This is a genomic window from Streptomyces sp. NBC_00299 (assembly GCF_036173045.1).
Taxonomy (GTDB): Bacteria; Actinomycetota; Actinomycetes; order Streptomycetales; family Streptomycetaceae; genus Streptomyces; species Streptomyces machairae.
The window spans coordinates 8,643,151-8,669,656 of the sequence record NZ_CP108039.1 but is presented as its reverse complement, the minus strand read 5'-3'; the positions used below and the strand labels follow the sequence as shown (position 1 = coordinate 8,669,656).

At 70.7% G+C, this 26,506-nt stretch carries 22 protein-coding genes; 13 read left to right on the top strand and 9 right to left on the bottom strand.

Features of this window, described 5'->3' with window-relative positions; genetic code table 11:
* The first annotated feature begins 149 nt into the window (after positions 1-149).
* The 4 genes from OHT51_RS38455 (at position 150) to OHT51_RS38440 (ending at position 5,120) form a co-directional block, all read left to right on the top strand.
* Positions 150-967, top strand: a protein-coding gene (locus OHT51_RS38455; RefSeq protein ID WP_328883520.1) for an IS5 family transposase whose coding sequence is annotated in 2 segments (ribosomal slippage) — positions 150-498 and positions 498-967 — 819 coding nt in all. Because the reading frame shifts where the segments join, the coding sequence is not laid out codon by codon here.
* Positions 968-1,032: 65 nt separating this feature from the next.
* Positions 1,033-2,217: an IS701 family transposase gene (locus tag OHT51_RS38450; RefSeq protein WP_328883519.1), complete on the top strand. Its 1,185-nt coding sequence runs from the start codon at positions 1,033-1,035 to the stop codon at positions 2,215-2,217.
* Between the two features lie 377 nt (positions 2,218-2,594).
* Entirely contained in the window at positions 2,595-3,464 is an 870-nt protein-coding gene (locus tag OHT51_RS38445; protein ID WP_328883518.1) for an IS5 family transposase, read from the top strand.
* A gap of 270 nt (positions 3,465-3,734) precedes the next feature.
* Positions 3,735-5,120: an MFS transporter gene (locus OHT51_RS38440; RefSeq protein ID WP_328883517.1), complete on the top strand. Its 1,386-nt coding sequence runs from the start codon at positions 3,735-3,737 to the stop codon at positions 5,118-5,120.
* 55 nt (positions 5,121-5,175) lie between these two features.
* Here OHT51_RS38440 and OHT51_RS38435 read toward each other — a convergent pair whose 3' ends face one another.
* The 4 genes from OHT51_RS38435 to lnt all read right to left on the bottom strand — a co-directional run bounded on the left by OHT51_RS38435 (position 5,176) and on the right by lnt (position 10,354).
* Positions 5,176-7,143 (bottom strand): helix-turn-helix domain-containing protein, encoded by a 1,968-nt coding sequence (locus tag OHT51_RS38435; protein WP_328883516.1) that lies wholly within the window; start codon positions 7,141-7,143, stop codon positions 5,176-5,178.
* Between the two features lie 185 nt (positions 7,144-7,328).
* On the bottom strand, positions 7,329-8,138 hold the full coding sequence (locus OHT51_RS38430) for a 3-hydroxybutyrate dehydrogenase (RefSeq protein ID WP_328883515.1): 810 nt from the start codon (positions 8,136-8,138) through the stop codon (positions 7,329-7,331).
* Positions 8,139-8,192: 54 nt separating this feature from the next.
* Entirely contained in the window at positions 8,193-8,672 is a 480-nt protein-coding gene (locus tag OHT51_RS38425) for an NUDIX hydrolase (RefSeq protein ID WP_328883514.1), read from the bottom strand.
* A 68-nt stretch (positions 8,673-8,740) separates the two neighbouring features.
* A complete protein-coding gene (gene lnt, locus OHT51_RS38420) occupies positions 8,741-10,354 on the bottom strand; it encodes an apolipoprotein N-acyltransferase (RefSeq protein ID WP_328883513.1) in 1,614 nt (537 codons plus the stop codon).
* Between the two features lie 320 nt (positions 10,355-10,674).
* Here lnt and OHT51_RS38415 point away from each other — a divergent pair, with 320 nt between their 5' ends.
* A complete protein-coding gene (locus tag OHT51_RS38415; RefSeq protein ID WP_328883512.1) occupies positions 10,675-11,742 on the top strand; it encodes an O-antigen ligase family protein in 1,068 nt (355 codons plus the stop codon).
* Positions 11,743-11,808: 66 nt separating this feature from the next.
* Here the strand turns inward: OHT51_RS38415 and OHT51_RS38410 are convergent, their stop codons facing one another.
* The gene (locus tag OHT51_RS38410; RefSeq protein WP_328883511.1) at positions 11,809-12,351 is read right to left on the bottom strand and encodes a hypothetical protein; all 543 of its coding nucleotides are present in this window, start codon (positions 12,349-12,351) and stop codon (positions 11,809-11,811) included.
* A 105-nt stretch (positions 12,352-12,456) separates the two neighbouring features.
* Positions 12,457-13,242, bottom strand: a complete 786-nt coding sequence (locus tag OHT51_RS38405; RefSeq protein ID WP_328883510.1) for a glutamate racemase — start codon at positions 13,240-13,242, stop codon at positions 12,457-12,459.
* A 56-nt stretch (positions 13,243-13,298) separates the two neighbouring features.
* Here OHT51_RS38405 and OHT51_RS38400 point away from each other — a divergent pair, with 56 nt between their 5' ends.
* A complete protein-coding gene (locus OHT51_RS38400) occupies positions 13,299-14,474 on the top strand; it encodes a glycosyltransferase (protein ID WP_328883509.1) in 1,176 nt (391 codons plus the stop codon).
* Here the strand turns inward: OHT51_RS38400 and OHT51_RS38395 are convergent, their stop codons facing one another.
* Positions 14,475-15,767, bottom strand: a complete 1,293-nt coding sequence (locus OHT51_RS38395) for a TerD family protein (RefSeq protein WP_328883508.1) — start codon at positions 15,765-15,767, stop codon at positions 14,475-14,477. It lies immediately after the preceding gene.
* A gap of 296 nt (positions 15,768-16,063) precedes the next feature.
* Between OHT51_RS38395 and OHT51_RS38390 the strand changes: the two genes are divergently transcribed.
* The 4 genes from OHT51_RS38390 to OHT51_RS38375 all read left to right on the top strand — a co-directional run bounded on the left by OHT51_RS38390 (position 16,064) and on the right by OHT51_RS38375 (position 20,700).
* Positions 16,064-16,495 carry a DUF6643 family protein gene (locus tag OHT51_RS38390; RefSeq protein ID WP_328883507.1) on the top strand — a complete coding sequence of 144 codons (432 nt, stop codon included), beginning with the start codon at positions 16,064-16,066 and terminating at the stop codon, positions 16,493-16,495.
* A 44-nt stretch (positions 16,496-16,539) separates the two neighbouring features.
* Entirely contained in the window at positions 16,540-17,367 is an 828-nt protein-coding gene (locus OHT51_RS38385; RefSeq protein ID WP_328883506.1) for an MOSC domain-containing protein, read from the top strand.
* A gap of 179 nt (positions 17,368-17,546) precedes the next feature.
* On the top strand, positions 17,547-18,152 hold the full coding sequence (locus OHT51_RS38380; RefSeq protein WP_328883505.1) for an Rv1733c family protein: 606 nt from the start codon (positions 17,547-17,549) through the stop codon (positions 18,150-18,152).
* A 109-nt stretch (positions 18,153-18,261) separates the two neighbouring features.
* A complete protein-coding gene (locus OHT51_RS38375) occupies positions 18,262-20,700 on the top strand; it encodes a right-handed parallel beta-helix repeat-containing protein (RefSeq protein WP_328883504.1) in 2,439 nt (812 codons plus the stop codon).
* A 28-nt stretch (positions 20,701-20,728) separates the two neighbouring features.
* Here the strand turns inward: OHT51_RS38375 and OHT51_RS38370 are convergent, their stop codons facing one another.
* Positions 20,729-23,023 (bottom strand): hypothetical protein, encoded by a 2,295-nt coding sequence (locus OHT51_RS38370; protein ID WP_328883503.1) that lies wholly within the window; start codon positions 23,021-23,023, stop codon positions 20,729-20,731.
* Positions 23,024-23,315: 292 nt separating this feature from the next.
* Here OHT51_RS38370 and OHT51_RS38365 point away from each other — a divergent pair, with 292 nt between their 5' ends.
* On the top strand, positions 23,316-24,143 hold the full coding sequence (locus tag OHT51_RS38365; protein ID WP_328883502.1) for a DeoR/GlpR family DNA-binding transcription regulator: 828 nt from the start codon (positions 23,316-23,318) through the stop codon (positions 24,141-24,143).
* An 89-nt stretch (positions 24,144-24,232) separates the two neighbouring features.
* Positions 24,233-24,703 carry an SRPBCC family protein gene (locus OHT51_RS38360; RefSeq protein WP_328883501.1) on the top strand — a complete coding sequence of 157 codons (471 nt, stop codon included), beginning with the start codon at positions 24,233-24,235 and terminating at the stop codon, positions 24,701-24,703.
* A gap of 9 nt (positions 24,704-24,712) precedes the next feature.
* Here the strand turns inward: OHT51_RS38360 and OHT51_RS38355 are convergent, their stop codons facing one another.
* Positions 24,713-25,837 carry a PLP-dependent cysteine synthase family protein gene (locus OHT51_RS38355; protein ID WP_328883500.1) on the bottom strand — a complete coding sequence of 375 codons (1,125 nt, stop codon included), beginning with the start codon at positions 25,835-25,837 and terminating at the stop codon, positions 24,713-24,715.
* 334 nt (positions 25,838-26,171) lie between these two features.
* On the opposite strand from OHT51_RS38355, the gene OHT51_RS38350 reads away from it, so the two are divergent.
* Positions 26,172-26,495: a hypothetical protein gene (locus tag OHT51_RS38350; RefSeq protein WP_328883499.1), complete on the top strand. Its 324-nt coding sequence runs from the start codon at positions 26,172-26,174 to the stop codon at positions 26,493-26,495.
* The last annotated feature ends 11 nt before the right edge of the window (positions 26,496-26,506 follow it).

Below are 26,506 nucleotides of genomic sequence, written 5' to 3'. Positions count from 1 at the left end.
ATCACCACCAATTGCCGCGTCCTGGACAACGGTCATTCCGCCCGTTGGTGAGCCGATGAGCCATCGCTCCGCCAGCGGGCATGGTGGTCCGACGCATAGCCAGGCGTCTAAGACCGTGTCCTATGTGGTGATCACTCGTTGGGCTGTCCATGGGGCGGGGTACGTGGAGTTGGATTGTTCCGGAGGGGCTGTGCGAGATCGCCGAGCCGTTGATCCCGCGGTCGAAGGTGCGTCCGCAGGGCGGCGGCACACACGACACGCCTGATGAAACGCTGTTCGCCGCGATCATCTACGTCCTGGTCAGTGGGTGCGCCTGGCGGGCGTTGCCTCCGTGCTTCGGGATCTCGAAGTCGACGGCCCACCGCAGGTTCCTGATCTGGTCGAGAGTCGGTGTCTGGGGCCGGCTCCACGAGAAGATCCTGTACCGCCTGGACGACACAGGGCTCCTCGATCTCTCTCGGGCGGTCCTCGACCCGGCGCACGTCAGGGCCAAAAAAGGGGCGAACTCACAGTCCCGAGCCCCGTGGACCGGGGCAGGCCGGGTTCCAAGATGCACGTCCTGCCGGACGCGAACGGGCTGCCCCTCCTCGTCGGCCTCTCAGCCGCCAACACCCACGACAGCCTCGCACTGAAGCCGATGATCGAGGGTCACCAAACGAGACACGACCCCCAGCGCGGACGGTTCCTCAAGCCCCGATGCCTGCATGCCGACAAGGCCTACGACGTCCCACACCTGCGGAAGTGGCTCTGGGGCAAGCACATCGGAGTCCGCATCGCCCGCAAAGGCATCGAGTCGAGTGAACGGCTGGGCCGCCGCAGGTGGGTCATCGAACGCACCATGTCCTGGCTGACCGGCTACCGCAGACTCAACCACCGCTACGAACGCCACCCCCGCAACTACCTGGCCTTCCTCGGCCTCGCCGCCGCCCTCTGCTGCTACAAACGACTCGTCCGACTCACCACATAGGACACGGTCTAATACTGCAACGGTCTATGTCGTGACTGTTGGCCAGGCCGTTCGTTGGTGTGGTCATGGGTGGGGGCCTTGCTGATGTCAGGTTGTGGGCGAGTGAGTTGGACCGGTTGCACGAGCGGTTCGTGCGTCGGTTCAACAGGACTGAGCCGCGGGAAACGGCGCTTGCCTCTATGCAGGGGCTGATCGCTCCGCTGGAGCGGAAGAACGGCTGGACACTGGCCGAAGAGGCGGGTCACGCGGCTCCGGACCGTATCCACCGGCTGTTGAACAGGATCGAGTGGGAGGCCGATGAGGTCCTCGACGATGTGCGGGACTACGTCGTCGAGCGCCTCGGCGACCCGGACGCCGTCCTTGTTGTCGATGACACCGGATTCCTGAAGAAGGGTGTCCGTTCGGCCGGCGTGCAACGGCAGTACTCCGGCACCGCGGGCCGCACCGAGAACTCCCAGATCGGTGTCTTCCTCGCCTACGCCACCGGTCGCGGACGCACGCTGATCGACCGACGTCTGTATCTGCCCACTTCGTGGACGGACGACCGGGAACGCTGTCGGCGGGCAGGCATCGACGACAGCATCGCTTTCGAGACGAAGGTGTCGATGGCCAAGGCGATGGTCCGCCGGGCGATCACCGCCAAGATTCCCTTGCGGTGGGTGACCGCAGATGCCGCCTACGGCTACAGCAAGGGCTGGCGGTTCGAGCTCGAGCAGGCCGATGTCTTCCACGTCATGGCCACCACCCGCCACGACACCGTCGTCACCCGCTGGGCGATCGACCACCCGGTCCACGACCTGTTCCCCGCCCTGCCGCGGCAGAAGTGGAAACGCCGTTCCTGCGGCGCAGGGGCCCATGGACAGCGGATCTACGACTGGGCTCGTGTCGAGGTGAGGCCCTGGCACCGGGAGGACCGCCGGCACTGGGTGATCGCCCGACGCAGCGTCAGCAGGCCAGAGGAGATCTCGTACTACATCGCCTACTGCCCGGCCGGCACCACGCTGGATGAACTGATCGGCATCGCGGGCAGCCGCTGGGCCGTGGAGGAATGTTTCCAGACCGCGAAGCAGGAATGCGGCCTGGACGACTACCAGGTCCGCCGCTATCCCGGCTGGCACCGCCACATGACGTTGGCCATGGCCGCCCACGCCTGCCTGACCGTCGTGCGGGCTGGAGAGCTGGATGCGGAGAAAGCAGAAACGGATCCTCCCAGCTCATCCACCTCAGCCTCGCCGAGATCAGACGCCTGATCACCCGCCTCACCAACCGCCGACCCACCCCCATCGACCACATCCTGCACTGGTCGACATGGCGCCGACGACGCCAACACCAAGCCCGAGCCAGTCACTGCAAACGACGCGGCCACAGCCCCTGAAAACTGCCCAGCACTCAGAACAAGCACCGTTGCAGCATTAGAGGTCGTTTTCGTCTCTAGTGCGGTGATGGCTCCGCTATTGCGCCTGCCGTTGAACTGATGCGGGTGGGGCGGCCGAGGTGGTCTTGCTTCCTGAGGCGGATGGTGTGACGTCTGGTGGGTGAGTCGGCTTGTGCCTGTCTCATTCCAGGACGCCCGGATCTGTTCCGTGCTTCGGCAAGGCACGACACACGCCTGGGCGCAGTCCAGGACATGGCCGACCGACGTGCGTATCCGAGTGATCTGTCCGATGCCCGCTGGGAGTTGATCGAGCCGGTCCTGTCCGCGTGGCGCTTCGAACGTCGCGGCCGGGCCCTGGACTTCGGCCGCCCGCCCGAGCATGACCTGCGCGAGATCATGAACGCGATCCTCTACGTGGACCGCACCGGGGTGCAGTGGCGCTACCTGCCGCACGACTTCCCGAACTGGAACACGGTCTACGGCTACTTCGCCAAATGGCAATCTGACGGCAACTTCGCCCAGCTCAACGGCCTCTTACGGGAGCTGGTGCGTCAGCAGGAGGGCAAACACCGTCACCCCTCGGCCTGCGTGATCGACGCCCAGAGCGTCAAGACCTCCACCTCCGTCCCCGCCAGGACACAGGGCATCGACGCGGGCAAAAAGATCGTGGGCCGCAAGCGCAGCATCATCACCGACACCCTCGGCCTGCTGCTCGCGGTGCTGGTCACCGCGGCCGGCGTCCAAGATTCCACCGCCGGCCGACCCCTCCTGGAGCAGGCCGCCACCGAGCACCCCACCCTGCGCAAGGTCTGGGTCGACGGCGGCTACCGCAAGCACTTCGTCGAGCACGCCGCAGCCCTCGGCATCGACCTCGAAATCGTCCAACGCACTCCTGGGGCCAAGGGATTCACCCCCATCCCGAAACGCTGGACGGTCGAGCGGACCTACGGCTGGCTCATGCTGCACCGGCGTCTGGCTCGCGACTACGAAACCCATCCGCACCGCTCCGAAGCCATGATCCATCTCGCCATGACTGACCTGATGTCACGCCGCCTCACCGGAGAGAACACCGTCTCCTGGCGCGACCCGACATCACCGGATCAAATCCGTATACCGGGATGAAACAAAGGGAGAAAACGACCTCTTAGTCAGCACCGAACCAGCACGGGAGTCAGCACGCCACCCTCAAATCACCCCGAATGACGCAACCCAGACAGCGCCCGTTCCACCACCGATCAAGCCCTCGAATCGGCCCTCCAGGCACCAACATAGGGGCTGCACGCACTCCCCGCCCCCGAACTATGTAGTCCCACCACATGTGCCCCTGACCTGCAGATTCCTACCGTGTGCGAACACGTACCCGTCCCCACCGCACACGAGGAAGTGGCGAACATGGCCTCCGCAACAACCGCTCCCCCACCACCCGGGAACCTCAAGCGCATAGTCGCCGCCAGCCTCATCGGCACCACCATCGAGTGGTACGACTTCTTCCTCTACGGCTCAGCCGCCGCCCTCGTCTTCAACAAGCTGTTCTTCCCGGACTCCGATCCGCTCGTCGGCACGCTGCTGTCCTTCCTGACGTACGCCGTCGGATTCGCGGCCCGGCCGCTGGGTGCGCTGGTGTTCGGGCACTACGGTGACCGGCTCGGCCGTAAGAAGCTGCTGGTGTTGAGTCTGTTGCTGATGGGTGGGGCGACCTTCGCAATCGGGCTGTTGCCGACGCACGCGACCATCGGCACCGCCGCGCCCGTGCTGCTGACCGTACTGCGCCTGGTGCAGGGCTTCGCGCTCGGTGGTGAGTGGGGCGGGGCCGTGCTGCTGGTGTCCGAGCACGGGGACGCTCGGCGGCGTGGCTTCTGGGCCTCGTGGCCGCAAACCGGCGCTCCCGCAGGCCAGTTGCTGGCGACCGGCGTGCTGTCGCTGCTGACGGCCGTGCTGTCGGACAGCGCCTTCGTGAGCTGGGGCTGGCGGATCCCCTTCCTGCTCTCCGGCGTACTGGTGATCGTCGGTTTGTGGATTCGTCTGTCTGTCGATGAATCGCCGGTCTTCAAGCAGGCGTTGGCACAGGCGGAGGCACGCAAGGTCGCGCATGCGGCCACGGCCGAGAAGCTCCCGCTGGTCTCCGTACTGCGGTACCACTGGCGTGATGTGCTCGTGGCGATGGGTGCGCGTATGGCGGAGAACATCAGCTACTACGTCATCACCGCCTTCATCCTCGTCTACGCCACCACCTCGGCCGGCATCTCCAAGCAGACCGCCCTCAACGCCGTACTCATCGCCTCCGCCGTGCACTTCGCCGTCATTCCGGCCTGGGGTGCGTTGTCGGACCGGATCGGCCGGCGTCCCGTCTACCTGCTCGGCGCGGTCGGCGTCGGGCTGTGGATGTTCCCGTTCTTCTCGCTCATCGACACCGGCACCTTCGGCAACCTGATCCTCGCCGTGACCGTGGGGCTGGTCCTGCACGGCGCCATGTACGCGCCCCAGGCCGCCTTCTTCTCCGAGATGTTCGCGACCCGGATGCGCTACTCCGGTGCCTCGATCGGCGCGCAGTTCGCCTCGGTCGCAGCAGGCGCCCCCGCACCGCTGATCGCCACCGCCCTGCTGGCCGACTACGGCAACTCCACCCCGATCGCCTTGTACGTCATCGCCGCGGCCGTCCTCACGGTGATCGCGGTCGGGCTGGCCAAGGAGACCCGTCACCGCGATCTGGCCGACATCGAGCCCGCGGACGACACGGAGCCTGCGGCGGCCCGGCCGGCGGACGCGCACACCGTCTGAAGCACCACGGACGTTGGTCCGAGAACTGGCCCCCGTACGCCTGCGCGTGCGGGGGTCAGCGCTGTGCCGGTGTGGACAACCGGTGCAGGCGCAGGGCCAGTTGTACCTCCAGGGCGCGGGCGGGGCTCTGCCAGTCGTCGCCGAGGAGGCGACCGACGCGTTCCAGGCGCTGGGCGACCGTGTTCACGTGGACGTGCAGCTCGTCCTTGGTGCGGGCCGGGCTCATCCCGCAGGCGAAGTACGCGTCGAGGGTGCGCAGCAGGTCGGTGCCGCGGCGGTCGTCGTAGGAGGCGACCTTGCCGATCGTGCGGTCCACGAAGCCGGCGATGTCGCGGTCGCCGGCCAGGAGCAGCCCCACGAACCCGAAGTCCTCGGCGGCGGCACCGTCCCCACAGCGGCCGAGCAACCGCAGGGCGTCCAGGCAGCGCCGGCCTTCCTCGTAGGCTGCGGCCACCGCGTCGGGGTGGGCGGCCAGGTTCTCGACCGGGGCCGAGGCACCGACCGTGACCGCCTCGTGGACGGCCGTGCCGAGATGGCGGGCGGCGCGGCGGGCCAGCGCGGTGGCCGTGTCCGATGCTTCGAGGGGGAGCAACAGGACCGTGCCGCCGTCTCGTGCGGCGGCCAGACCGTGCCGGGTTGCGGCGAGGTGGGACGCGGCGGACCACAGGCGTCTGCGGGCGGCTGCCTCCTGGTCGGCGTCGGCCGCGGTGGCTTCGAGGCGGGCGGCGAGGACGACGTGGGTGGCATCGAGGTCGGCGGCCAGCCGCGCCGCGCGCTCGCGCAGCAGACGAGGGTCGCGGTCGCGGGCGTCGAGCAGGTCGTCCAACAGCTCGCCCCGGACCCGCTGTTCGGCCTCGGCGGCCGATCGCCGAGCGAGCAGCAGAAGGGAGGTGACCATCGCTGCCCGTTCCAGAGTGCGCTGGTCGACGGGGTCGAGGCCCGGGTGGCCGCGCAGGACCAGCGCGCCGAGGAGTTCGCCGCCCGCGGCCACGGCGGCGATCCAGTCGGCTTCGTGTCGTACCGCGTGGCCTTCGACGCGGGAGGTCTCCAGCGCCCCGGCCGGCGCGGCGGTGGCCTCCTTGAACTCGACCGTGCCGTCGAGGACTTCGGATACGGCGGCGGCCACGTCGTGCACACCGCCGCCGCGCAGCACGAGTTCGGCGAGCCGGTCGTGCACGTCCGAGGCTCGTTCGATGACTCCGCTGCGATCACGGATGATCTCGTTGGCCCGCTCCAGGTCGGCGAGGGCCGAGCGGGTCTCGGTGAGCAGGTTCGCGGTGTCGATGGCGGCCGCGGCGAGGGCGGCGAAGGAGCCGAGCAGCGCGATCTGCTCCCGCTCGAACACCCGGGCCCGCCGGTCCGCGGCGAAGAGGACGCCGATCACATGGTGTCCCAGCATCAGCGGCACTCCGAGAATGGCGACCAGTCCCTCGTCCCGCACGCCGGAGTCGATGGCGAGGGTGTGCTGGAAGCGCTCGTCCTTGAAGTAGTCGTCGGTGACATACGGGCGGGCGGTCTGGGCGACCAGGCCGCCGAGGCCCTCCCCCATGCCGAGCCGCAGTTGCTGGAAGCGGGCGGCGACCGAGCCCTCGGTCACCCGCATATAGGTGTCGCCCTTGGCCGGGTCGTTCAGGCTGAGGTAGGCGACGTCCGTGCCGAGCAGCGACCGGGCACGCTGCACGATCGCCTGCAGTACGGCGTCCAGGTCCCGGAGCCCGGCCAGGTCATGGGCCGTCTCGAAGAGGGCCGACAGTTCGGCCTCTCGCCTGCGCCGCCCTTCCAGTTCGGAACGCACGCGCAGGGCGAGCAGCTTGGCCTGTTCGAGCGCGACGATCTGCTCGGTGGCTCTGCCCTCGGCGCGGGCGAGCAGCACCGGCTGCTCGTAGGCGTCGGCGGACGCGCCCCGGGCCAGCAATTCGAGGAACGGCGCCTCGGCGCTGCTCGGGGCCGCCGCGGCGCTGCTCAGGGGCGCTCCGTCATCGGCGGCGGAACGCTCGGCGGGCTGCACGTGATCGCGAGACATGCCGACAGGATTACTCATCGCACCGCCACCTCGTCAGCCCTGTGGATAACTCGGAACTCCACCGGCACCGGCCGACCACCAGGACGACCGACCGCACGGCCGATCACCACGCCCCAGCTCAGCCCCTCCGATCACCGTGCCCGACCTCAGCCCGCCCGATCACCGTGCCGGATCAGCCCGCCCGATCAGTGCGCTGTCCAGCCACCGTCGAGCACGAGCGACGTACCGGTCACGAAGGACGCCTGCGGGCTGCACAGATACGCAACGGCCTCGGCGACCTCCTCCGGTTCGATGAGTCGCTTGACCGCGCTGTCCTGCAACAGCACCTCGGACAGCACCCGCTCCTCGGGAATCCCGTGGGCCTCGGCCTGGTCGGCGAGCTGCTTCTCCACCAGTGGGGTGCGCACATAGGCGGGGTTCACACAGTTGGAGGTGACGCCGTGGGGCGCGCCTTCCAGGGCGGCGGTCTTGGAGAGTCCCTCCAGACCATGCTTGGCGGCCACATATGCCGACTTGAAGGCCGAGGCGCGCAGCCCATGGACGGAGGACACATTGACGATGCGGCCCCAACCCTGCCCGTACATATGGGACAATGCGCCACGAATAAGCCGGAACGGTGCCTCCAGCATGACGGTGAGCACCGTGTGGAAGACGTCCGGCGGGAACTCCTCGATGGGGCGCACCAACTGCAACCCGGCGTTGTTGACCAGGACGTCGGTGCCTGCGGCGGCGTGTTCGGCGGCGTCCAGGTCGGTGAGGTCCAGGACGTGCGGTTCGACGGCGCCCGGGAGGCCCCGGCTCCGCTCCGCGAGCTCCTCCAGCCCCGGGGCATCCCGGTCAACCGCTCTCACCTTGGCCCCCGCTCCGGCGAGCCGTAGCGCACAGGCGCGGCCGATGCCGCCTGCGGCGCCGGTGACAAGGGCGGTGCGGCCGCCGAGGTCGAGCGGAGATGGCGACGACGAGCCTTGAGCGGGAGGAGTGCTGGGCGGGGTCATGGCTCGACCCTAGGCAGCGCCCTCACCTGACCACATATGGCCGCAGCCCATACTTCAGCCCGAGGTCATGGGCTCAAACCACGTGGGTTCATCGCACTGTGCCTGCTTGATCCGGAACAGCTGACCTTCGTCCATCGCGGGCAACGCGTCCACCTCGAACCATCCCACCTCCAGGGACTCGTCGTCGTTCACGCGCGCCTCCCCACCGACGGCCCGGCAGCGGAAGGTGACGTCCATGAACTGGCACCTGTCGCCGTTGGGATAGGTGACCTCACTCCCGGTCCGGATGAGGACGACCCGCTCGACGACGCATCGGACACCCGTCTCCTCGTACACCTCCCGCGCGGCGGCAACAGCGGGCTGCTCGCCCGGGTCCGGGATGCCGTTGACCACCGTCCACTTGCCGTTGTCGGCGCGCTGCCCCAGCAGGACCCTCCCCTGCTCGTCGAAGACCACGGCGCTGACGCCCGGAAGCCACAACAGCTGATGGCCGGCCGAGGCGCGGATCGTACGAATGAAGTCAGGAGTAGCCATGGTCACGACCCTAACGGGCCGATGACGGCGCCCCCGGCGGGTTCCGGGGCATGCGAGTCGGCCTACCGCTACACGTCGCCGGCGCGTCGCGCGCGCATGCCGGCGCCGATCGCCCAGCCGACACCGCCCGCGGCGACCAGCAGCAACGCGATCTCCGGGAGGATGCCGAGCCGCGTGGCGGGCGTCTCCGTGGAGCGCAGCGGCACCTCCTGGACAAGCGAGTCGGGCACGAACATGCCCGTGCGCTGCGTGATCGTCCCGTCCGGCATGATGATCGCGCTGACCCCGCTGGTCACCGGCACGGTGACGGTCCGGCTGTGCTCGACCGCGCGGACCCGGGACATGGCGAGCTGCTGGTAGGTCATCTCGCTGCGGTCGAAGGTCGCGTTGTTGCTCGGCACGGAGATCATCTGGGCGCCGTCGACCACCTCGGAGCGCACGGCCCAGTCGAAGGCGGCCTCGTAGCAGGTGACGAGGCCGACCTTGGCGCCGTCCATGGTGAACACACCCGGCTCGTTGCCCCGGCTGAAGTCCTGGCGGACCATCGAGGTCCAGTTCTCGTTGATCGCCCCGACGAGCGAGCGCAGCGGCAGGTACTCGCCGAACGGCTGGATCTGCCGCTTGTCGTACGTGTCGACGGGCCCCTTGACCGGGTCCCACAGGATCTGCTCGTTGAGCAGCTTGCCGTCCCGCTCCACGACACCACCGACGGAGATGGGCGCGCCGATCGCCTTGGCGGCCCTGTCGATGACGGCGCGGGCGTCGGCGTTGGCGAACGGGTCGATGTCGGAGGAGTTCTCGGGCCACAGCACGAAGTCGGGCTGGGCGACCTTGCCCGCCTTCACCTCGGCGGCCAGGCGCTCGGTCTCACGCGCGTGGTAGTCCAGTACGGCCCGCCGCTGGGCGTTGAAGTCCAAGCCGGCGCGCGGCACATTGCCCTGGATGACGGCGACGGTCGCGGTGCCGTCCTCCGCCTTGTCGCTGACCAGGGGCCGTGCGGCCACCGCGCCCACCACCGGTACGGCCACGCTCAGCAGGGCGACGGCGGCAGTGGACCGCCGTACGACGCGCGTGCGACGCGCCTCGACAGCCAGGCGTACGACCTCGTACAGGCCGAATCCGCACAGGACGACCGCGAAGCCGAGCACCGGCGTGCCGCCCACGGCGGCCAGCGGCAGGAAGACGCCCTCGGCCTGACCGAAGGCGATCTTGCCCCAGGGGAAGCCGTTGAAGGGCGCACGCGCGCGTGCCGCTTCTCCGGCGATCCACAGCGCCGCCGCCCACACCGGCCAGCCCGGCAGCTTCGACACCGCGGCGATGCCCACGCCCACCAGCGCCACGAAGATCGCCTCGATCACGACCAGTGCCAGCCATGGCCCGGGTCCGACCTCCACGCCGGTCCACACCAGCAGCGGCAGCAGGAAGCCGAGGCCGAAGAGATAGCCGAGGCCGAAGGCCGCCTTCCAGCTGCGGCCGCGCAGCACCCAGCCGAAGACGGCGAAGGCCGGCAGGGCCAGCCACCACAGAGTGCGGGGCGGGAAGCTGACGTAGAGCAGCACTCCGGAGAGCGCCGCGGCGAGGGCCGGAACCAGGCGGCGCGCCAGCCGTGCCGCGCGCGAGGCGGTCGCGATCTGCGGCTCCAACTGGTCCGACTCGCCCACGGAAGTTGCGGTGACGGTCACTCCGGGAGTGTACGGCGGCCGACCTTGGCTCCGACAGCGCGGTCCGACGGCAGCGGGGCCCAGGCCTGCGCACGCTGCGTGGGCACCGGGGGTCCCGGCCGATGCGCACGGTCTGTCCCCACGCGGACCGAGGCGCACAGGACATCCCTGCCCCCGGTTCTTCGTGTGACGCATCGTTCCTGCACGACACGTCCACAAATCGGCCATCACCCGTTACGGTATGCCGGAGCCTCAGTCGTACCGGCCGGTCAGGCCCGGGCGGCCGGGGCCCGTCACAGGTCGGGGGACCGGGTTCGGGGGGCGGGGTGGATGTCACGGGGATGACGTCTGCGGCAGGTCCGGATGAGGACGACGACAGACGAAACGTTTCTGACGCGACGGGCGTGGCGGTTCTGGGGGCCTGCGCCGCCTGGTCGCTGATCTCGGCTGCCCTGCACGACGGCCGCCCCGAGGGTGTCCTGCTGGCGGTCCTCGCCGTGTCCGCCGGTTATGCCGCGGGCCGGATCGGCGGGGCGCTGCTGCCCGTCGCCGCGCCCTGCGCCGGAGCACTGGCAGGAGTGAGCCTGACTCTGGCCGTTCCGCACCTCTCCCCCGGGCCCCGGATCGACGTCCCGCTGGGTCATGCCGGGGCCACCGCGGCCGTACTGACTCTCGCCGCCGGCGCCGCGTGCTGCGCCGCCTGGACCGCCTCCGCACCAGCCCTGCGACTGGGCCTGCGCATGCTTGCCGCCGGAATCGCGGTGACAGCGGCGGTCCTGGGCTCGACCACCGGCTTCGTCGCCTGTTCCGCCGTGGTGCTGTGCTCGCTCGCCGCCGGCCACCTCCGCCATCGCGGCGTGGGCATCGCCGGACTGGCTCTGAGCGCCACGGCGGTCACCGGCCTGACCTGGACCGTCGCAAACAACGCGGCGCCCGACGGACTCGCCGCCTGGCTGGAGGGTCAGCTCACCCGGCACCGCATCGAGCTGTGGCACGACGCCGTGCACCTGGCGAGCCGGGACCCGGTCCTGGGTGCGGGCCCAGGGCGCTTCGGGGAGCTCAGTACGACGGCGAGCGAGACGCTGCCGTCCGACGGCAAGCCGCACTCGGCGCTGTTGCAGCAGGCGGCGGAGCAGGGCGTCATCGGCGTGCTGCTACTGGCAGCCGGCTTCTGCTGGATGCTGTTCGCCCTGTGGCGCACCGCGCGCCCCACCCCGGTCGCGCTCACCGCGGCCGCGGCCCTGACGGCGCTGGCGGCGATCGCCGCCGTCGGCAACGCGCTCAGCTTCACCACCGTGTCGGTGGGCGCGGGCCTGCTGGCGGGGTTGGCCACTGCACGTCCGATCGTCAAGCAGCCGATGCCGCCCGAGATCGACGCACACGCGCGTGGCGAGCGGCTGACCCCATGACCCGGGGCGGGACGCAGGGGTCCGCCGACACGCCGGGCCGCCAAGGGCCGGCTCGCGGGGATGTTCTCAGAGCGCCGTGTCGGCCGTCCGGGTCCGCAGCCGGTCCCTGATGACCCGTACGGCTGCCTCCGCGTCGTCCACGGTGACCGTGAACGTGTGTCCGTCCCACAGCTGGAGCACCAGTCCCTCACCACGCCGTACGACGACCGCGGTGCCCTTCTCGGGCCTCCACCGGTAGCCCCAGCCACCCCAGTGGCGCGGCGTGACAAGCGGGACGAAATCCGCTCCCACGACCTCGGACAGGGGGATTCGGCGGCGCGGCACACCGATGTGGCCGCAGCGCACCTCGAGGCATTCCTGGTCGACCCTCAGGGCCACGTGCACGAACGCCAGAGTGCCGAAGAGGACCAGCAGCCCGGCCGCGATGCAGCCGACGACGGCCATGACCAGCGGGAGGATGCCGTCCGTCCACGGCGAATCGATGGCCAGCTCGATCCCGAGCGCCATGCATGCGCCGCCGACGAGCGCCAGCAGCCATTGGACCCGGTTGGTCGCCCGCCCGGTCCAGACATCGGGGTGCGGCTTCCTGCCGTGGGGGTGGTCCCTCATGGCTATGAGGTTACTCAGATTTCGCTCTGCTGGTACCGCGCTGCAGAGGGTGATTGCGCCGACCGGGCCAGGACGGACCGCGGGCGTCCGCTTGGTGACCGCCGGTTACCGGGCGGGGCTGATCGCCTGCAGCAGACGGCCTTCGTCGTAGGCGAGAGCGGGCTCGGGGAGGGTTCCCTCGCGGCCGCTCAGCAGCACCGTCAGGGTGCCGCTCGCTTCAGCCGTGGGGGCGGGCTGTTCGCCCAGTCGGCGCAGCGCCTGCGCGGCGACCGCTCCAGCGGAGCCGTGCAGGACGAGTGGCGGGAAGCCGGAGCGCTGGACGGCGGCGCGGATGCGGTCGGAGACGAGCTCGTAGTGCGTGCAACCCAGGACGACGGTCGTCACGTCCTCGGGGGTCAGCGCGGCGGCCGCGGAGACGGCGGCGTCGATCGCCGTCTGGTCCGCGTGCTCGACCGCCTCGGCGAGCCCGAAGCACGGCACCTCGGTGACGGTGACGCCGTCGGCGAAGTCCTTGATGAGCCCGCGCTGGTAGGGGCTGCCGGTGGTGGCGGGCGTGGCCCAGATCGCGACGGGGCCGCCGCCGGCAGCGGCCGGCTTGATCGCCGGGACCGTGCCGATGACCGGAATGGCTGGTTCGAGGCGGGCGCGCAGGGTGGGCAGCGCGTGCACGGACGCGGTGTTGCAGCCGACGATCAGCACGTCGGGCCGGTGCGCGGCGGCGGCGTCGGCGACGGCCACGGCACGCCGGGTGAGATCTTCAGGAGTCCTGGGACCCCAGGGCATGCCGTCCGGGTCGAGTGAGAGCACGAGATCGGCGTCGGGTCGCAGACGCCGTACTGCGGCGGTGGCCGCGAGCAAGCCGATTCCGGAGTCCATAAGCGCGATCTTCACCCGGTCACGATAGTCGATGGCCCCTTGCCGGCTCCCGGGTGGGGCAGACTTCGCGCGTGAGCGCCATTGCGTGGACCGCCGCAGGATCACTCGCCGCCTGGCTGTGGCTTCTGCTCTGCCAGGGCTTCTTCTGGCGTACGGATGTCAGGCTTCCGCAGCGGACGCAACCGGACCGGTGGCCGTCGGTCTGCATCGTCGTCCCCGCGCGCGACGAGGCCGCGGTCCTTCCGGCCTCTCTGCCGTCGCTGCTCGCCCAGGACTATCCGGGACACGCGGAGATCTTCCTGATCGACGACGGCAGTTCGGACCGGACCGGGGGGCTGGCACGCGAGCTGGCCCGACGGTACGGCGGACTGCCACTGACCGTGGACTCCCCCGGCGAACCGCCGGCCGGCTGGACCGGCAAGCTCTGGGCGGTGCGCCACGGCATCGGCCTGGCACGCGCGCGTGACCCCGAGTACCTGCTGCTGACGGACGCCGACATCGCGCATGCGCCCGACAGCCTGCGGGAGCTGGTCGCCGCGGCGCGCACCGGGGGCTTCGACGCCGTGTCGCTGATGGCCAGGCTGCGCGTGGAGAGTCTGTGGGAGCGGCTGGTCGTACCCGCCTTCGTGTACTTCTTCGCGCAGCTGTATCCGTTCCGCCGGATCGGCAAGAAGGGGACGCGGACGGCGGCCGCGGCGGGCGGCTGCGTCCTGCTGCGTGCCGAGACGGCCGAGCGGGCGCGGATTCCCGACGCCATCCGGCACGCCGTCATCGACGACGTGGCGCTCGCGCGGGCCGTCAAGGGCGGCGGCGGCCACATCTGGCTGGGGCTGGCCGAGCGGGTGGACAGCGTGCGCCCGTATCCGCGGCTGCGCGATCTGTGGCGCATGGTCTCGCGCAGTGCGTACGCACAGTTGCGGCACAACCCGCTGCTGCTGGCCGGGACGGTCGCCGGGCTCGCGCTGGTCTATCTGGTGCCGCCCGTGGCCGTGGTCGCGGGGCCGGCGGGCGGGGACACGGTGACGGCGGTCGTCGGCGGCCTTGCGTGGCTGGTGATGACGGGGACGTATGTGCCGATGCTCCGCTACTACCGCCAGCCGCTGTGGCTCGCTCCCCTGCTGCCGCTCACCGCGTTCCTCTATCTCCTGATGACGGTCGATTCCGCGGTGCAGCACTACCGGGGGCGCGGCGCGGCCTGGAAGGGCCGCACCTACACACGTCCGGATGCGGTGCCCGACGAGGGCTGACTACTTGCGACCTGGTGTCCAGTTCATGCCCCACGCGTACGCGTGGTCGACCGTGCGCTGCGGGCTCACCCCCCGCTCGGGGACCAGGTAGCGGGCCTCACGCTGCACGACCAGGTCGCTGCCGGTGTTGGTGATCAGCGCGAGCGCGCACACGGTCGAGGGGACCGTGCACTCGTCGAGCGAGAAGTCGATCGGGGCGCCGTGCTGCGGTGTGAGGGTGACCGTGGCGTGCAGTTCGGCGAAGGAACGCGCACCTTGGTAGATGGTCACGAAGATCAGGATGCGCCGGAAGGCCCGCTGGTGGTCGAGGTTGACGGTGAGGTTCTCGCCGCTGGCCACGGCGCCGGTGCGGTCGTCGCCGTCGAGGTGGATGTACGGGGGCTGGTGCAGGGCGCCGTAGGCGTTGCCGAGGGACTGGATGACTCCCTTGCTGCCGTCGGTCAGCTCGTACAGGGCGCACAGGTCGAGGTCGAGGTCGTTGTGCATGGCGACCGGGCGGCCCAGTTTGCTGGCCCAGCCCGAGAACTGCTTGCGCACCTCCCAGTTGAGGTTCACGCGCATGGCGCCCGAGGTGCCGCCCTGCTTGGTCAGCGACACGGAGGGCGCCGCCTTGGTGAGCGTCACCTTGCTCAGGCTGACCGGCGGAGCCTGGGGCGCGGACGGGGGAACCGGCGGCATGGCGGGCGGCTGCATCGCCGGCGGCGGGGGTGCGGGCGTGGTCATCGGGGGCGCGACCGGCGGGGCTCCGGCCGCGGGCGCGGCAGCCGCGTTCTGGGGTTCGTCGACCGTGATGCCGTAGTCGGTGGCCAGGCCCTCGAGGCCGCTGCTGTAGCCCTGGCCGACGGCACGGAACTTCCAGGCGCCCTGACGGCGGTAGAACTCACCGAGGACGAAAGCGGTTTCGACGGTGGCGCCCGTGCTGTCGAAGCGGGCGACGGAGGTGCCCTGGGCGGCCTCCTTGACCTCGATGTAGAGGTCCGGGACCTGGCCGAACGATCCGCCGTCCGTGGAGGCGGCGAGGATGACGGTCTCGATCGCGGGCTCCACGCGCGCGAGGTCGACCAGCACGCTGTCGGTGACCCGGCCGCCGGCGTCGCGCTTGCCCTCGTGCCGGACGGCGCCGGAGGAGTGCTCGGGCTGGTTGTAGAAGACGAAGTCCGCGTCGGAGCGGACTTTTCCGCCGACCAGCAACAGAGCCGAGGCGTCCGCGTCGGGCACGCCCGGTCCGGAGCGCCAGCCCAATTCGACCCGCAGTGCCGTCGTCGGCACCGGAACATTCGATCCTTTCGGCATTGACATGTCCGCCCCCATCACGGGTCACCGTGCCAGGCACGTCCTGGCAGCTCATCGGCTTCTTACAGGGTCAACCTATTCCCCGCGACATCGAACTCCCATGAGGGGCACATGAACACCGCCGGTCAACCGCCGGTAACCCGCCCGGAACTCGGCATTTACACGATCCGGACGCGGATTGGCGTCCCTTTTTGCCAAGTTCGCTCGCATTGGGGATCCAGCGTCACTGCGGGCACATAAAACAACCCTCTTATCGGTCTCCCCAACCAGCACATCGTGGGCTTACCTTATGTGCCATGACCTCCCCCCGCTCCACCTATGGCGGCGGCTACTACTCCGCCTCCTTCCCGGACACCCCGATCTACGACTCGCTCGTGGCCGAGCGGGGCACCCCGCAGATCGCCCCGATCCGGGTCCCCGCCGCGTACGACGCCCCGGGCAGCCACCTGCCCGCGCTCCCGTCGGCACTGCCCGCCCTCCCGGCGGCTCCGTCCCAGCCCTCCTACGGCTATCCGCATGCGCAGCAGCCCGCGCCGCTGCAGCAGGCGCCCGCCGCCTACATCCCGCAGCAGGCCGCGCCGCGCGGCTATCCGGGCCCGCAGGCGCAACAGCCTCGTCCGGTGGCCCCCGGCGGTATGGGCTACGAGGCCATGCGCCCCGCGGCTCCCCGGCCCGCCGCAGCTCCCTATCAGGACCCGTACAACAACCAGCAGTACCGCGGCTACTGACCCCTTCCCCAACGGTTGTCGTCGCCACCTGGCACGATGGCCCCATGGGGCAAGCGCAGCTGCAGTCGATCCACGTTCATCCGGTCAAGGCGTTCCGGGGCACCACGCCCCGGACAGCCGTCGTGGAGCCCTGGGGGCTGGCCGGAGATCGACGCTGGGCGCTGATCGACGCAGGGGGAAAGGTCGTGACGCAGCGCCAGCAACCGCGCCTCGCCCTGGCCGCCGCCGAGCTGTTGCCCGGCGGCGGTGTCCGCTTGTCCGCGCCCGGCATGGACCCGCTGACCGTGCCCGTGCCACACGCGTCCGGCACGGTGCCGATGGAGATCTTCCGCGACAAGGTCGAAGCGGCCCCCGCCGAGGACGAGGCCGCGCACGCCTGGTGCAGCACGTATCTCGGCATCGAGGTGCGCCTCGTGCACATGGCCGATCCCGGCACGTGCCGGCCCGTCGACCCTGAATACGCCCTGCCGGGCGAGACGGTCAGCTTCGCCGACGGCTACCCGCTGCTGGTCACCACGACCGCCTCCCTCGACGCCCTCAACTCACTCCTGGCCGGAGGTGACCACCCGGCCGAGGGTCCGCTGCCCATGAACCGCTTCCGGCCGAACGTCGTCGTGTCGGGCACCGCCGCCTGGGCCGAGGACGACTGGTCGAGCATCGCCATCGGCGAGGTCACCTTCCGTGTCGCCAAGAAGTGCGGGCGCTGCGTGGTGACCACGACCGACCAGGTCACCGCGGACCGCGGCAGGGAGCCCCTGCACACCCTGGGCAGGCACCGCAGGCTGGGCGGCAAGCTGGTGTTCGGCCAGAACCTGGTGCCCCTCTCGCGAGGCACGATCCGGGCCGGCGACCCGGTCACGGTCCTCGACTGAGAAAGATCTCCCACGAGCGACGACATGCGGGAACCGGGGCCGGGGGCCCGTGCGTTGGGCATTTCGTGAGAAGTTCATGAGAAGCCCTGTCGGCAGGTGATTTCGCTCTCTCTTCGCCGGGCTCGCGAGTGAGCGGCTCCGGGAGGGGCTATCACGGAGCGGGAAGGGGGTAGCGGGACATGCGGGCGATCAGCGGACTCTGGCGCTGGCGGCACAATCCGCTGTGCCGTGCGACCGATCTGGCCGAGGCCTGGGTCGCCCTGGCGGCCCTGCTGCTGATCCTGGTCGCCGCGCCCGTGGTCGGCTCCCTGGTCGGCGGCCTCGCCCAGGACACTCTTCAGGAGTCCGTGCGCGACCAGCGCGCGGCCCGGCATCTGGTGACGGCGACCGTGGTCCGCAAGCTGCAGGGCTCCCCGCTGGACTCCGACCCCGAGGCCACCACCGGACGGGACCGTCGTACCCGCGTGCTGGCCGACTGGACCGCGCCGGACGGCAGCGTGCACCAGGGGCAGGTCATGGCCGGCCTCGACACCCCACAGCCCGGCGACCAGTTCAAGATATGGACGGACCAACAGGGCCGCACGGTGGCCCGCCCCCTGGACTCCGCGACCGCGGCGACGCACGCCGTGCTCGCCGGGGTCGGTGCGGCCCTGCTGGCCATCGGCCTTGTCGAGGGCGGCAGACGGCTGGTCGTCTGGCGCATGGTCCGTGCCCGGTACGCGCGTTGGGACCAGGCCTGGGACAAGGCAGGCCCCGACTGGGGCCGGACCGGCACCGGCAGCTGACGGCCTTACCGCTCTGGTCAACCCACCGCCCGCGCGCACGCTACGGTGGACCGGCCGAACTCTTCGGGAGCAAAACCCGCGTACTACGAGGTGGGGGCACATCAACGCCATGGCACAGGGCACGGTCCAGGTGACGCACACCGGTACATCGCGGTGGCGGCGCCGCACGGGTGAGTATGCATCGCTCGCCGCAGCCCTGGAGGCCGCGACCGACGGTGACGTCCTCACGGTCGCGCCGGGCACCTACCGGGAGAACCTCGTCGTCCAGCGGGCGGTGACCCTGCGCGGCCCCGAGGGCTCCCCGGGCTCGGTGCGCATCGCGCCCCTGGACGGTGTGCCGTTGACCGTGCGCGCCTCCGCGGTTGTTCAGGATCTGCATGTCGAGGGCCAGGACGCTGCGGCACCCGCACTGCTCGTCGAGGAGGGCACCCCGGAGTTGTCGGACGTCCGCATCGTCACTCGGTCCGCGGCCGGGATCGAGGTGCGCGGTGGCGCGCGGCCGACCGTGCGCCGCTGCACCGTCGACAACCCGGCGGGCATCGGCATCGCCGTACTCGACGGCGGGGGCGGCGTGTTCGAGGAGTGCGAGGTCGTCGCGGCCGGCCAGGCCGGCATCGCCGTACGCGGTGGTGCGCACCCCCGGCTGGAGCGCTGCCGGGTTCACCACGCCTCGGGCTCGGGGCTGACGGCGACCGGTGAGAACTCCGCTCTGGAGGCCTTCGGTTGCGAGGTCTACGAGGTCCGCGGCTCCGGCGTCCAGATCACCGGACGGGCCACCGCCCACCTCACCGACTGCGATGTGCACCGCACCACCGCCGACGGTGTCACGCTGGACACGGACGCCGTACTGACCCTGGCCGACTGCCGTATCCACGACATCCCGGAGAACGCGGTCGACCTGCGCTCCCGCTCCGTGCTCACCCTGACCCGCACGACGGTGCGTCAGTTCGGTCGCAACGGCCTGTCGGTGTGGGACCCGGGCACGCGCGTGGACGCCAACCAGTGCGAGATCTTCGACAGCACGGGCGACTACCCGGCGGTGTGGGTCAGCGACGGCGCCACCGCGGTGCTGGACTCCTGCCGGGTGCACGACGTGCCGGACGCGCTGTTCGTCCTCGACCGCGGCTCGCGCGCGGACGTCGTGGACAGCGACCTGTCGCAGGTGCGCAACACGGCCGTGTCGGTGAGCGACGGCGCGACCGCGCAGCTCGACGACTGCCGGATCCGGGACGCGGCGACCGGCGCCTGGTTCCGGGACCACGGCAGCGGCGGCACCCTCAACAACTGCACCGTGGACGGCACCCAGACCGGCGTGATCGTCACCAAGGGCGCCGACCCCACCATCGAACGGTGCACGGTCGAGTCCCCGGCGGAGGCCGGGTTCTACGTGTCGGCGGGCGGCCGAGGCACCTTCCTCAACTGCCGGGTGAGGGGCAGCGCCGGGTACGGCTTCCATGTGATCGACGGCTGCCGCACGACGCTGCGGAAGTGCCGTACGGAGCGGTGCGCGCGGGGCGGGTACGAGTTCGCGGAGGGCGGCCCGGACACGGCCGGGGCGGGCCCCGACGTGGAGGACTGCACCAGCGACGAGAGCGCGGGCGTCAGGCAGCCGCCGTCGGCGCCGGAACCCGTCGTGCAGACGGCGCGCCAGTCCCCCGGGCTGCTCGGCGCGATCCCCGGTCAGCGCAGCACCGAGCAGGAGCCGTTGATCGCCTCCGCGGAGCCCGAGAAGCCGTCCCGGACGTCCAAGGCCGTCCTCGGTGAACTGGACGCGCTGGTGGGCCTGGAGAGCGTCAAGCGCGAGGTGCGCGCCCTCACCGACATGATCGAGGTGGGCCGGCGCCGTCAGGAGGCGGGTCTCAAGGCCGCGTCCGTCAAGCGCCACCTGGTCTTCACCGGCTCTCCCGGCACCGGCAAGACGACGGTGGCCCGCCTCTACGGCGAGATCCTCGCCTCCCTGGGTGTCCTGGAGAAGGGACATCTGGTCGAGGTGTCCCGCGTCGACCTGGTCGGCGAGCACATCGGCTCCACGGCGATCCGCACACAGGAGGCATTCGACAAGGCGCGCGGCGGGGTCCTGTTCATCGACGAGGCGTACGCGCTGTCGCCGGAGGACTCGGGCCGGGACTTCGGCAAGGAGGCCATCGACACGCTGGTGAAGCTCATGGAGGACCACCGGGACGCGGTCGTGGTCATCGTCGCGGGCTACACGGCCGAGATGGAGCGCTTCCTTTCGATCAACCCCGGTGTGGCGTCCCGCTTCTCACGGACCATCACCTTCAGCGACTACGGCCCCGAGGAACTGCTGCGGATCGTGGAGCAGCAGGCCGAGGAGCACGAGTACCGGCTCGGCCCCGGCCTCGGCGAGGCCCTGCTGAAGTACTTCACAGCGATCCCCAAGGGCCCGGCGTTCGGCAACGGTCGCACGGCACGCCAGACCTTCGAAGCGATGGTGGAGCGGCACGCGAGCCGGGTCGCCCAGCTCGACGAGCCGAGCACGGACGACCTCACGCTGTTGTACGGCGAGGACCTGCCCGAGCTGGGCTGACCTCGGCGCCTTCGTCGAACCGGTCGGATCAGCCCTCGGCACCGACCTCCGGCCGCTGCGCGGGCACCTCCGGCTTCAGGCGCGCCAGCAGCCGCTCCCGCTCCTCGGCGAACGCCGGGTCCGCCTGGTAGTCACCGTGACCGAGGATCGGGGCGGGCAGGGGGTGTTCGGCCGTACGGCCGTACGCCAAGGGGTCCTTGAGAGCCGCGCGGTCCACTTCGGGGGTGCAGCTGCCGGGCAGGCGGACCGGGCCGCCGATGGGGTCGGTGACGCGGTACAGGTTGCGCCAGCAGTCCAGCTCAGCATGCAGGGAGGCGAGGGCGGCCGAGCCGAAGTGGGCCGGGAACCAACGGCCGTAGAGGCGTTCCAGCGGGGAGCCGTAGGTCAGCAGCGCGACCCGCTTGCGGTCGGCCGGCGTCAACTGCCAGACCGCCGCGGCCGCAAGCACGCTGCCCTGGGAGTGCCCGGAGATGACGAGACGGCGGCCGTTCTCGGCGCGCGTCCAGGTCGCCATCCGCCAGGTCAGGTCGGGCACCGCACGCTCGGCGTAGCAGGGCGGTGCGAAGGGGTGGGCGGCGCGGGGCCAGAAGGTGCCGACGTCCCACAGGATGCCGATGGTGCGCCGTGCGGAGGCGTCCTTGTAGGCGCGTCTGCCCCAGGTGACGAACAGTATGAAGCCGAGGCCGATCAGCCAGGAGCCCAGCGCCTGTGCCGTCTCGGCGGCGCCGTGCACGAAGGCGTACGTCCCGTCGGCGGCCTCGCTCGGTGTCTCGTCGGTCGTCATCGCGCCGACCAGGGCTCCGGCGCCCAGGAGCAGGGTCGCGGTGGAGGTGACGGCGACGACGAGGGGAGCGCGGTCGGTGAGCGTGGCCATCGCGCGCGTGCTCGCGATACGGCGGGTGCGTGCGATGTCCCGGGGCTCCCCGGCGTAGTCGAGCTCCACCGTGCCCAGCTCGGTGCGGCGCAGCAGCCAGGCCCGCCATGCCAGCCCGCCGCAGAGCAGCAGCAGGAGGACCAGCAGCGGCGGGATCACGGACGCCTGCCAGGTCAGCAGGACCGGCGGGCCTGCGATGGACGCCCGCGTGCCGTCCAGCCAGTCGGCGACCCGCTGGGCGACGCCGCCCGACATCACCCCGCCGAGGGCGCAGGCGAGCATGACGACTGCCGGTCCGCCGAGGCCGCGCATCGCGGCGCGCGGGTCGGGCAGGGTGCGGTGAAGGACGTGGGCGACGACGGCGAGCACGATCACAAGCAGGCCCTGGAGGAAGGCGATCGCGCCGAAGGTGGGGTCGCCCGGGAGGCGGCCCGTCGACTGCCAGCCCGGCCGTTCCCACCCGGCGTACACCAGGGCGAGTACCAGCAGGACGAGGGCGGCGAGCGGCAGGCGCCGTACGAGATGTTCGTCGAGTTCCCGGTCGAGACGGTTCTCGCTGCGGCCCCGGCGGCTGACCACCCACACCACGACGACCGCGCCGGCGAGGATCGCTGCTTCCAGAAGCCATCCCAGGATGTCGAGCAGCGCAGGTCCGCCGGGCCTGCGGTCGAAGCGTGCCGCTGCAGCGCCGACCGCGGCGGCGACCGTCAGCAGGCCGGCGGCGGTGTGCGCGGCGCGCAGCCGGGCGACCAGGCGACGGCCGTACCAGAAGCCGGGGCGGCCCAGGGAGGTGCCGCCGGACTCCTCGTCGGGCTCGGGTTCACGGGACATCGGCTGCTGGGACTCGTACGCGCTCCAGGTGCGGCGGGACAGGTACCAGAGCAGGCCGGTCAGGGCGGCGGGCACCAGGGCCGCGAGGGCGAGCCTGCGGCCGGGTCTGCTCCACCAGCCGCCGTCCGAGGCGAGTGGCGACAGGAAGCCCAGCCAGCTGTGCCGGTCGGCACACGCGCGCGTGCCCGCGCACTGCCAGGCCGTGAGGTCGAGGGCGACCTCGCAGGCGGCCGCGACGAGCAGCACCGTCAGCGTCAGCCCGGCGAACCGGACGAGCAGGCCGTACAGCCGCACCGTCCGCGGGCGGTCCTGTGTGGTGGGGCGCATCCAGTGGGCGAGGTTGACCACCATGAACGGCAGTAACAGCAGCCACAGGGCGCGTGCGCTGTTTCCCGAAGTGAGGTTGCACCAGACGTAGGCCTCGGGCACCGGGCCGTCCCGGTGGTCGTCCCGCCGGTCCTCGGCGTCGACGTCGTCGGCGCGCCGGAACACGGCGGCCGTGCCGTCCCCGGTGATCCGCACCGTGCGCGGATCGTCGAGCATCTCCTGCGGTGTGGTGCCGCCGACCCCGTGGACCAGGAGTTCCAGGGCTGCGGCGCGGTCCTGCGCTCGTTTCACTTTTCGCACTTCCCCCGTGACGAGCCTTCGGCTTCTGTCCGTGCGGGCACAAGGATCTCCGCGTGGAAGGTCCCTTACACCTCTCGTCACGGAATCTCCCCGATCCGTATGACGAACAGGGGAACGGCAGATGCGGAAGTGACATGCGCGCGTCGGTACGGCCAGTGGCGCGACCGGTACCGACCCGTGCGAGGATGGGACGTCCCGCACACCGGGAGGGACGAGAATGTCCTTATCAGAGCAGGTGCGCAGGGCGTGTCGGACAGCCTGAGGCGAAAGGACCGGAGCGTACGTGAGTGAGAATCAGAACCTCCTCGCGGAGCAGCGGCGCGCCCTGATCCTGGACGAGGTACGGCGACGGGGCGGGGTGCGCGTCAACGAGCTGACCCGCAAGCTCGGCGTGTCGGACATGACGGTGCGCCGCGACCTCGACGCGCTCGCCCGGCAGGGCGTGCTGGAGAAGGTGCACGGCGGCGCGGTTCCGGTGGTCGAGGCCAGCACCCATGAGCCGGGCTTCGAGGCCAAGTCGGGTCTGGAGCTGACGGCCAAGGAGGACATCGCGCGGTCCGCGGCCGAGCTGGTCGCGCCGGGCACCGCGATCGCGCTGTCGGGCGGGACGACGACGTACGCGCTGGCACACCAACTGGTGGACGTGCCCGACCTGACGGTGGTCACGAACTCGGTGCGGGTGGCCGACGTCTTCCACGCCGCGCAGCGCACCTCGGGCCCCCGGCAGGGCGCGGCCACGGTCGTGCTGACCGGCGGGGTCCGCACTCCCTCCGATTCGCTGGTGGGCCCGGTGGCCGACCAGGCGATCGCAGCGCTCCACTTCGACATGCTGTTCCTCGGAGTGCACGGCATATCGGTCGAGGCCGGCCTGTCCACGCCGAACCTCGCGGAGGCCGAGACCAACCGGCGTCTGGTGCAGTCGGCGCGCAGGGTCGTGGTGGTCGCCGACCACACCAAGTGGGGTGTGGTGGGGCTGAGTTCGTTCGCCGCTCTGGAGCAGATCGACACGCTGGTGACGGACTCCGGTCTCGAGAGCGAGGCGCGCTCCGAGATCGCGGAGCATCTGCGGCTGGTCGTGGCGGGCGAGCCCGACGAGGATGCGGACCTCTGAGACAGGCGATGTCCCGCGGTGCAGACAGCTGACGGAGCGCCAGCTAGGGTGGCGTGCCCGGTCCAGCGTCGGCACAGGGGGTTTCGTCCATGGCTCATCTGCTGCGTGAGGTCGGTCTCGACTTCGTCGGGACCGCGCCCGTACGGCACGTCTTCGCGCGGGAGATCACCGCTCCCCCGGAGACGGTCCACCGCGCGCTGGCCGAGGACGTATCCGGCTGGACGGAGTGGTTCTCCGCGGTGACGCTGGCCCGCCCGCTCGACGACGGTGCCCGGCGCGAGATACGCCTCAAGGGCGGTACGCGTTTCGAGGAGACGATCCTCGCGGCGAAGAGCCCCGAGTTGTACGCCTACCGGATCGACATCACCAACACGCCGGGCGCCCGGGCCATGGTCGAGGAGTGGCGGCTCGCCCCGGCGGGGACGGGCACGCGGGTGCAGTGGACGTTCGCGGTGGACGGCACGGCGCCGTTCCGTTTCGCCTTCGGCCTCGCGCGGCCCGGTCTCGGCCGGGCGTTCCGGGACGCGGTGACAACACTGGACAAACGGCTGACGCCGTAGACGGTTCCGTCACTCGGGCCAGACGCCCGTCTGCAGCAGCTGTTCGATGGCCGTCGCGTACGGCGCGATGTCCAGGCCCTGCTCGACTAGCCAGGCGTCCGAGTAGTACTTGTCGAGGTACCGGTCCCCCGGGTCGCACAGCAGCGTCACCACGCTCCCCTGCCGGCCCTCGGCCACCATCTCGGCGACGATTTTCAGAGCGCTCCACAGCCCGGTGCCGGTGGAGCCGCCCGCCTTGCGGCCGATGCCCTGTTCCAGGGCCCGTACGGCGGCGACGCTCGCCGCGTCCGGCACCTTCATCATCCGGTCGATCGCGCCGGGCACGAAGCTCGGCTCCATGCGCGGCCGGCCGATGCCCTCGATACGGGAGCCGCAGTCGCAGGTGACGTCCGGATCGCCGGTGGTCCAGCCCTCGAAGAAGCACGAGTTCTCCGGGTCGGCCACACAGATGCGGGTGTCGTGCTGCATGTAGTGGACGTACCGGGCGATGGTCGCCGACGTGCCGCCGGTGCCGGCCGTGGCGACGATCCAGGCGGGCTCCGGGAACCGTTCCAACTCCAGCTGGCGGAAGATGGATTCGGCGATGTTGTTGTTGCCGCGCCAGTCCGTGGCCCGTTCGGCGTAGGTGAACTGGTCCATGTAGTGGCCCCCGGTGTCCACCGCGAGGCGGGCGGACTCCTCGTACATCTTCCGGGAGTCGTCCACGAAGTGGCACTGCCCGCCGTGGAACTCGATCAGACGGCACTTCTCGGCGCTCGTCGTGCGCGGCATGACCGCGATGAAGGGCACCCCGATCAGCTTCGCGAAGTACGCCTCGGAGACGGCTGTCGAGCCGCTGGACGCCTCGATCACCGGGCGGCCCGGCCGAATCCAGCCATTGCACAGGCCGTACAGGAAGAGCGAGCGGGCGAGCCGGTGCTTGAGGCTGCCCGTCGGGTGGGTCGACTCGTCCTTGAGGTACAGGTCGATGCCCCAGTGCTCCGGCAATGGGAACCGCAGCAAGTGGGTGTCGGCCGAACGGTTGGCGTCGGCCTGGACCTTTCGGACGGCTTCTTTCAGCCAGGTGCGATAGGCAGCGTCGCTCTGGTCGACGTCGAGGGTCACGCCGGACGGGGTCTGCTGAAGGGTGCTCACGGCGGTACTCCTCATACTCGGCCACAACGGCGACTCGCGGGGCCGTCACTTCGAGCATAGACATCTTCCGCACGCTTCTCACCTGCATAAACACACCTTTGAGAGCCTCAAAGGCACCCCTGGGCCGTGACGTCACCGGGCCCCGGGGGCGCATTCGCGCGAGTGCTCCGAGCACCGCGGACAGGGGGACGTGCGTACTGGTGCTCGGCGCGGGACGCGGGCACACTGCTCCGGACGGGACGACGATCCCGAACGGGGTGCACACTGGATCACTACCGGGGCCGGCACCCGCACAGGACCGGCCGGCACACCGACGCGCACAAGGGGGCGGGGCATGGCGGAGCCTGAGTTCAGGGCCACGGGCGTGCGGATCGGGAAGCGGCTGCGCTCGCTGACCCGGGCCGGGCAGGTGCGGATCAGCGACGGCAGGGTGCAACTGCTCACCAGCTACGGCAGCGAGATCGACAGCGCGCCGGTACAGGCCGTACGGGCGTCCAAGCCGTGGTTCTCGCCGGACGACAAGGCGCTGGCCGACATCAACGGCAACCGCTACTCGCTGACCCTGGGTGATCACGACCCCGCTCCCGGAGAGGCGGGCCCTCCCGCGGCGCGCCGGTTCATAGAGGCCGTACGGAAGGCTGCGGGACGTAAGGGCTGAGTCACTGCGAG